The sequence below is a fragment of the Nocardiopsis sp. TNDT3 genome (genome assembly GCF_003427465.1).
Taxonomy (GTDB): Bacteria; Actinomycetota; Actinomycetes; order Streptosporangiales; family Streptosporangiaceae; genus Nocardiopsis; species Nocardiopsis dassonvillei.
Window position 1 is genome coordinate 1 of record NZ_QPFC01000635.1, and the last position, 5333, is coordinate 5333.

General features: G+C 75.5%; 5 protein-coding genes. 2 read left to right on the top strand and 3 right to left on the bottom strand.

All coding sequences use genetic code 11. The annotated features are described in order from the left end of the window. Positions 1-567: pyridoxal-phosphate dependent enzyme (locus DQW06_RS16120; protein WP_117198833.1), on the bottom strand; the 567-nt coding region annotated here is incomplete at its 3' end. A 101-nt stretch (positions 568-668) separates the two neighbouring features. Here DQW06_RS16120 and DQW06_RS16125 point away from each other — a divergent pair. Further along, positions 669-1721 carry a LysR family transcriptional regulator gene (locus tag DQW06_RS16125; protein WP_117198834.1) on the top strand — a complete coding sequence of 351 codons (1053 nt, stop codon included), beginning with the start codon at positions 669-671 and terminating at the stop codon, positions 1719-1721. On the opposite strand, the gene DQW06_RS16130 is transcribed toward DQW06_RS16125, so the two are convergent. Next, a complete protein-coding gene (locus DQW06_RS16130) occupies positions 1676-2308 on the bottom strand; it encodes a trimeric intracellular cation channel family protein (RefSeq protein ID WP_013152889.1) in 633 nt (210 codons plus the stop codon). The genes DQW06_RS16125 and DQW06_RS16130 overlap by 46 nt on opposite strands. A 442-nt stretch (positions 2309-2750) precedes the next feature. Here DQW06_RS16130 and DQW06_RS16135 point away from each other — a divergent pair, with 442 nt between their 5' ends. Beyond that, positions 2751-4109 (top strand): NAD(P)/FAD-dependent oxidoreductase, encoded by a 1359-nt coding sequence (locus DQW06_RS16135; RefSeq protein WP_013152890.1) that lies wholly within the window; start codon positions 2751-2753, stop codon positions 4107-4109. A 172-nt stretch (positions 4110-4281) separates the two neighbouring features. Here DQW06_RS16135 and DQW06_RS16140 read toward each other — a convergent pair whose 3' ends face one another. Next, positions 4282-5133, bottom strand: coding sequence for a siderophore-interacting protein (locus tag DQW06_RS16140; RefSeq protein WP_117198835.1), 852 nt, complete (start codon positions 5131-5133; stop codon positions 4282-4284). Positions 5134-5333: the final 200 nt, after the last annotated feature.

The window sequence follows — 5333 nt, forward strand, 5'->3', positions numbered from 1 at the left end:
GCCCAGGCGCACCCCGGCCACCAGTCCGCCGCCGCCCACCGCGACGACGATGGTGTCGCACTCGGGCGCGTCGGCGGCGATCTCCAGTCCGATCGTGCCCTGACCGGCCACGACGAGGGCGTCGTCGAAGGCGTGCAGGTAGCGCACGCCCTCGGCCTCGGCGCGGGCGCGGGCCGCCTCGGCGGCCACCGCGTAGTGCTCTCCCACTCTGACGACCTCGGCGCCGGTGGCGGCCAGCGGCGCCGCCTTGGCCTCGGGGATCGACTCGGGGACGTAGACCGTCGCGCGCACGCCCAGCAGGCGGGCGGCGGTGGCCACCCCCAGGCCGTGGTTGCCGCCGGAGGCGGTGATCACCCGGTCGGCGGCCTCCCCGCCCAGCAGGGCGTTGAGGGCGCCGCGCAGCTTGAACGCCCCGGTGCGCTGGAGGTGCTCCAGCTTGAGCGTCAGCGGACGCCCGTCCACCTCGGCGTGCATGACCGGGGTGCGGCGGGCGTAGGGGGCGATGCGTTCGGCGGCGGCACGGACATCGGTGGCCGTGGGCGCGGCGTGCGCGGTCGTGGTGCTCATACAGCCCACTGTGCCCCTACCGGCCATTAACTTAAAGTTGGGTCTGCTAAAGATCGTTAAGCGAAACTTTGTACCTGGCTTTGTGTGAAAGGAGGGCCGCCGTGCTGGACGCCAACCGGGTGCGGGTGCTCGTGGAGATCGCGCACGCGGGCTCGATCGCCGCGGCCGCCGAGCGCCTGTCCTTCACCCCGCCCGCCCTGTCCCAGCAGCTCACCAAACTGGAGCGCGAGGTCGGCTGCACCCTGGTCGAACGCGGCCGCACCGGGGCCACCCTCACCGAGGCGGGCAGGGTCCTGCTCGAACACGGCGAACGGGTGCTGGGGGAGCTGCGCGACGCCGAGGCCGCCGTGCGCGCCGTGGCCGGCGAGTCCCCCGAGCGCCTGTCCCTGGGGGCCTTCGCCAGCGCGGGCAAGGTCCTGCTGCCCGCCACCCTGGCCGCCTTCGGGCGCCAGCACCCCCAGGTGCGGCTGTCGCTGTCCGACATCGAGCCCCCGGGCGGGTACGGCCTGGTCGCCTCCGGGGACCTGGACCTGCTCCTGACCCACCGCTACCCGGGCGTGCCCCTGCCGCGCTCCGGGGGCCTGCACCGCGAACGCGTCCTGGTGGACCCGCTGCTGGTGGTCGTGCCCGAGGGCCACGCCCTGGCCGACCGCGACGTGGCGCTGGCCGACCTGGCGGGCGAGGAGTGGATCTGCGGGGCCCCGGGCATCTACAACCGGATCAGCCTGGACACCGCCGCCGCTGCCGCCGGGGTGAGCCTGAACGTGGCCTACGAGACCCGCGACTACGAGGTGGCCCTGGCCCTGGTCGAGGCCGGGGTGGGGGTGGCCCTGGTCCCGCTGAGCATCCTGCGCTCGGACCGCCGGGGCGGCTGGGTCAGCCGTCCGCTGCGCGGCACCCGCCTGGCCCGAGAGATCTACGCCGTGCACCGGCGCCGCCCGCCCGAGCCGGTCCCGGCGATGGTCGAACTCCTGCGCGGCGTCGCGTCCCGGGCGCTGGGCGGAGCCGGGGACGCGGCCGGGGCCCGCGGCGGCGGGGATGCGGCCGGGACGGGCACCGGCGGCTCTCGCCCGGGCGGGGGAATGGGAGACGAGGGCACTGGCGGGTCTCACAGCGGAGGGGAACCCGGCGGGCTGGGCGCGTTCCAGCGGTAGAGCAGCGCCAGCAGCCGCACGGCGAAGCACAGCACCGCCCCCACCACGGCGATCCACCCCCAGGTCAGGCCCGCCCAGTACGCGACGGCGACCAGGCCCGCGCCCAGCAGGGCGGGGACGGCGTACAGGCGCGAGTTGGCGCTCAGCACGGTCGGCACCCGGTTCAGCAGGACGTCGCGGATCGTGCCGCCGCCCACCCCGGTGACGACGCCGAGCAGGGTGGCCTGGAGGGGGCCGAAACCCAGCTCCAGGGCCTTGGTCGCCCCGATCACCGCGAACAGGCTCAGCCCGGCCGCGTCGAAGACGAGGATGGGCCGGTTCAGGTGGGTGAGCTGCCTGCTGAGGAAGAACGCGGCGGTCGCGCCCAGCAGCGCCGTGCAGATGTAGCGCCAGTCCTGGAAGGTCGCGGGGGTCACGCCGAGCAGCAGGTCGCGGATGACGCCGCCGCCCAGGGCGGTCACCACGCCCAGGGCCAGGACGCCGACGATGTCCAGGCGCGCGGTGCGGATGCCGGTCAGCGCCCCGTCGACGGCGAAGGCGAGGATGCCGACGAGGTCCAAGGCGAGGATCAGGGTCTGCGTGGACATGCGCGTGCGCCGGGGACGGCGGTTCCTTTCGGACGGGGCGGTGGCAGGGATGCCGATCGGCTATTCCACCACGTCCGGGACGCGTGTGACGCGCGCGGGTGCTGTGACGCGCCGTACAGAGGTTCCGCGTGCGGGCACGCGCTCTCCCGCCCCGGGTGGCGGAGCGTGTGGACACCAGCGGTCCGCGTGTCGGCGCCCCGGCCCGGGGCGTGTGCCTGCGCCCGGGCTCCGGGCGGAGGGACGCCCCGTCGGCGCGGTGCGCGGTGGCGCGTGTGCCGGGGGCGGCCCGAACCGAGGCGCGCACGGCCGCGACCGGGGCACCGTCGCCCCGGCCCGGACCGGACCGCGCGAACCCGGAGAATGACGGCGTGTCGGGACTTCCCCGGAACACGGGCAGGCGACACCATCGGGGGTGACCGGGACCCGGGCGGAACGAGGACACATGCAACACATGGACGCGATCGTCATCGGAATGGGGCCGGGCGGTGAGACCGTCGCGAGTCGGCTGCTCGCCGCCGGCAAGCGCGTGGCGGTGGTCGAGCGCGAACTCATCGGCGGCGAGTGCGGCTACTGGGCCTGCATCCCCACCAAGGTGCTGCTGCGCCCGCCGGAGGTGCGCCAGGAGGCCGACGGCGCCGCCGGGGTCTCCCGCCCGGACCTGCGCTGGCCCGAGCTGCGCGACTACCGGGACCAGATGATCCGCCACCTGGACGACTCCGCGCAGGTCCAGGGGTACCGGGACCAGGGCGCCCTGGTGCTGCGCGGCGAGGGGCGCGTCATCGGCCGCGACCCGTGGCGGGTGGCGGTGGGCGACACCGAGCTCACCGCCGACCACGTCGTCGTGGCCACCGGTTCGGAGGCGGTGCGCCCGCCGATCGAGGGGCTGGACGACCTGGACCCCTCCGTGGTGTGGACCAACCGCGAGGCCACCACCCTCACCGACGTGCCCGGCCGGGCCGTCGTGGTCGGCGGCAGCGCCGTGGGGGTGGAGCTGGGCCAGTTCCTGGCCCGGATGGGCTCCCAGGTCACCCTGGTCCAGCGCGGCCCGCGCCTGGTGAACCGCGAGGAACCCCGTCTGTGCGAACTGATCAGCGACCAGTTCGACCGCGACGGCGTCACCGTGCACCTGAACACCCAGGTCTCCGCGGTGGCCCGGGACGGGGACGGGATCCGCGCGACCCTGGACAACGGCGAGCACGTGGAGGCGGACGTGATCGTGCTCGCCACCGGCCGCCGCCCCCGCGGCGGCGGCCTGGGGCTGGAGGAGGTCGGGGTGGAGCTGGACCGCGCCAGCCTGCGCGTGGACGAGCGCTGCCGAGCCGCGCCCGGGCTGTGGGGGGTCGGCGACGCCACCGGCCGGGCCCTGTTCACGCACGTGGCCAAGTACCAGGGGCGCGTGGTCGCCGACAACATCCTGGGTAAGGACCGGGCCGCCGACTACACCGGCGTGCCGCGCGTGATCTTCTCCTACCCCGAGATCGCCGGGGTGGGGCTCACCGAGGCCCAGGCGCGGGAACAGGGGATCGACACGGCCACCGCCGAGGCCGACCTGCCCCAGACCCTGGCCCGGCCCTGGACCTACGACACCGACCCGCGCGGCACCCTGGGACTGGTCGCCGACCGCCGCCGCGGGGTGCTGGTGGGCGCGTGGGCGTTCTCCCCGATGGCCTCGGAGTGGATCCACACCGCGGCGCTGGCGATCCGCACCGGCCTGCCGGTCGCGGCGCTGCTGGACTCGATCCCGCAGTTCCCCACGTACAACGAGGCCTACCTCATCGCCCTGGAGAACCTCGAAATGTGAGGCGGCGGCACCGGCGTCCGGCGGGGAGGCCGGACGCCGTCCGGTGCCCGCGGCCCCGGTGCCCCGGGACGCGGACGCCTCGGGGGAGAGGCCAGGGTCGGCCGGTGCCCGAGGCGCGGACCTGCCCGGACGCGGAACGCACCGGGGGTGCGGGCCCGCCCGGCGGGGAAGGTCAGGCCCTCCCCGCCAGGGCGGCCTCCTCCTCGGCCTCCACACCGCGGTTCCACTCGGCCTTGCTCGACTGCCAGCCGTCCTCGTCGCGGCCCAGACGCCAGTACCCCGACACCGACAGCTGTTCCTTGGGCAGACCGTGCTCGACACGCAGCAGACGGCGCAGGTCGCGGACGAAGGCGGCCTCGCCGTGCACGAACGCGTGGACACGGCCCTCGGGGAAGTCGAGGGCGCGCACGGCGGGGACCAGGACCGAGCCCACGGCCTCGTCCCCCCGGTGCAGCCAGTGCACGTGGAAGCCCGGGCCGCCCTCCAGCTTCAGCTCGTCCTCGGGGCCGCCGACCTCGACGAACACGTGGGCGGTGGCGTCCGGGGCCAGCGCCTCCACGGCGGTGGCGATGGCGGGCAGGGCGCTCTCGTCCCCGGCCAGCAGGTGCCAGTCGGCCCCGGGGTCGGGGGAGTAGGCGCCGCCGGGACCCATCAGGCGCAGCCGGTCGCCCGGCCTGGCGCCCGCCGCCCACACCCCGGCCAGTCCGGTGCCGCCGTGGTGGACGAAGTCGAGGGTGAGCCGCCGGGCCTCGGCGTCCCAGTCGCGCACGGTGTAGGTGCGGGTGACCGGCCACTCCTCGCGGGGGCGCTCGGCGCGCACGCGCTCCAGGTCGAAGGGCTCGGGGTCGCCGGGCGCGGGCGGGGGGAAGAGCAGCTTGACGTAGCTGTCGGTGTGCCCGTCGGTGGAGAACGCGTCCAGGCCCTCCCCGCCCAGGACGACCCTGACCATGTGCGGGGTGATCTGCTCGACCGCCTCGACCCTTCCGGTGTGGACGGTCCTGGCCCGTCCCTGCCGCTGTGCCACGGCGCCCTCTTTCTTCCGGGGTGAGTTAGGTAAACCTAAGTAGGACTTACCGTAAGGCACAGGGACGCACCAGGGCAAAACCTGAGCCCGGCGGCAGCGGAACCGGTCCGCGCGGCGCCGCCGCCGGGCGGCTGCGGCAGCCCGCCCCGGGGCGGGACCGGCTCGCGCCTGCGGGGTGGTCAGATCGGGGCCGGAGCCCG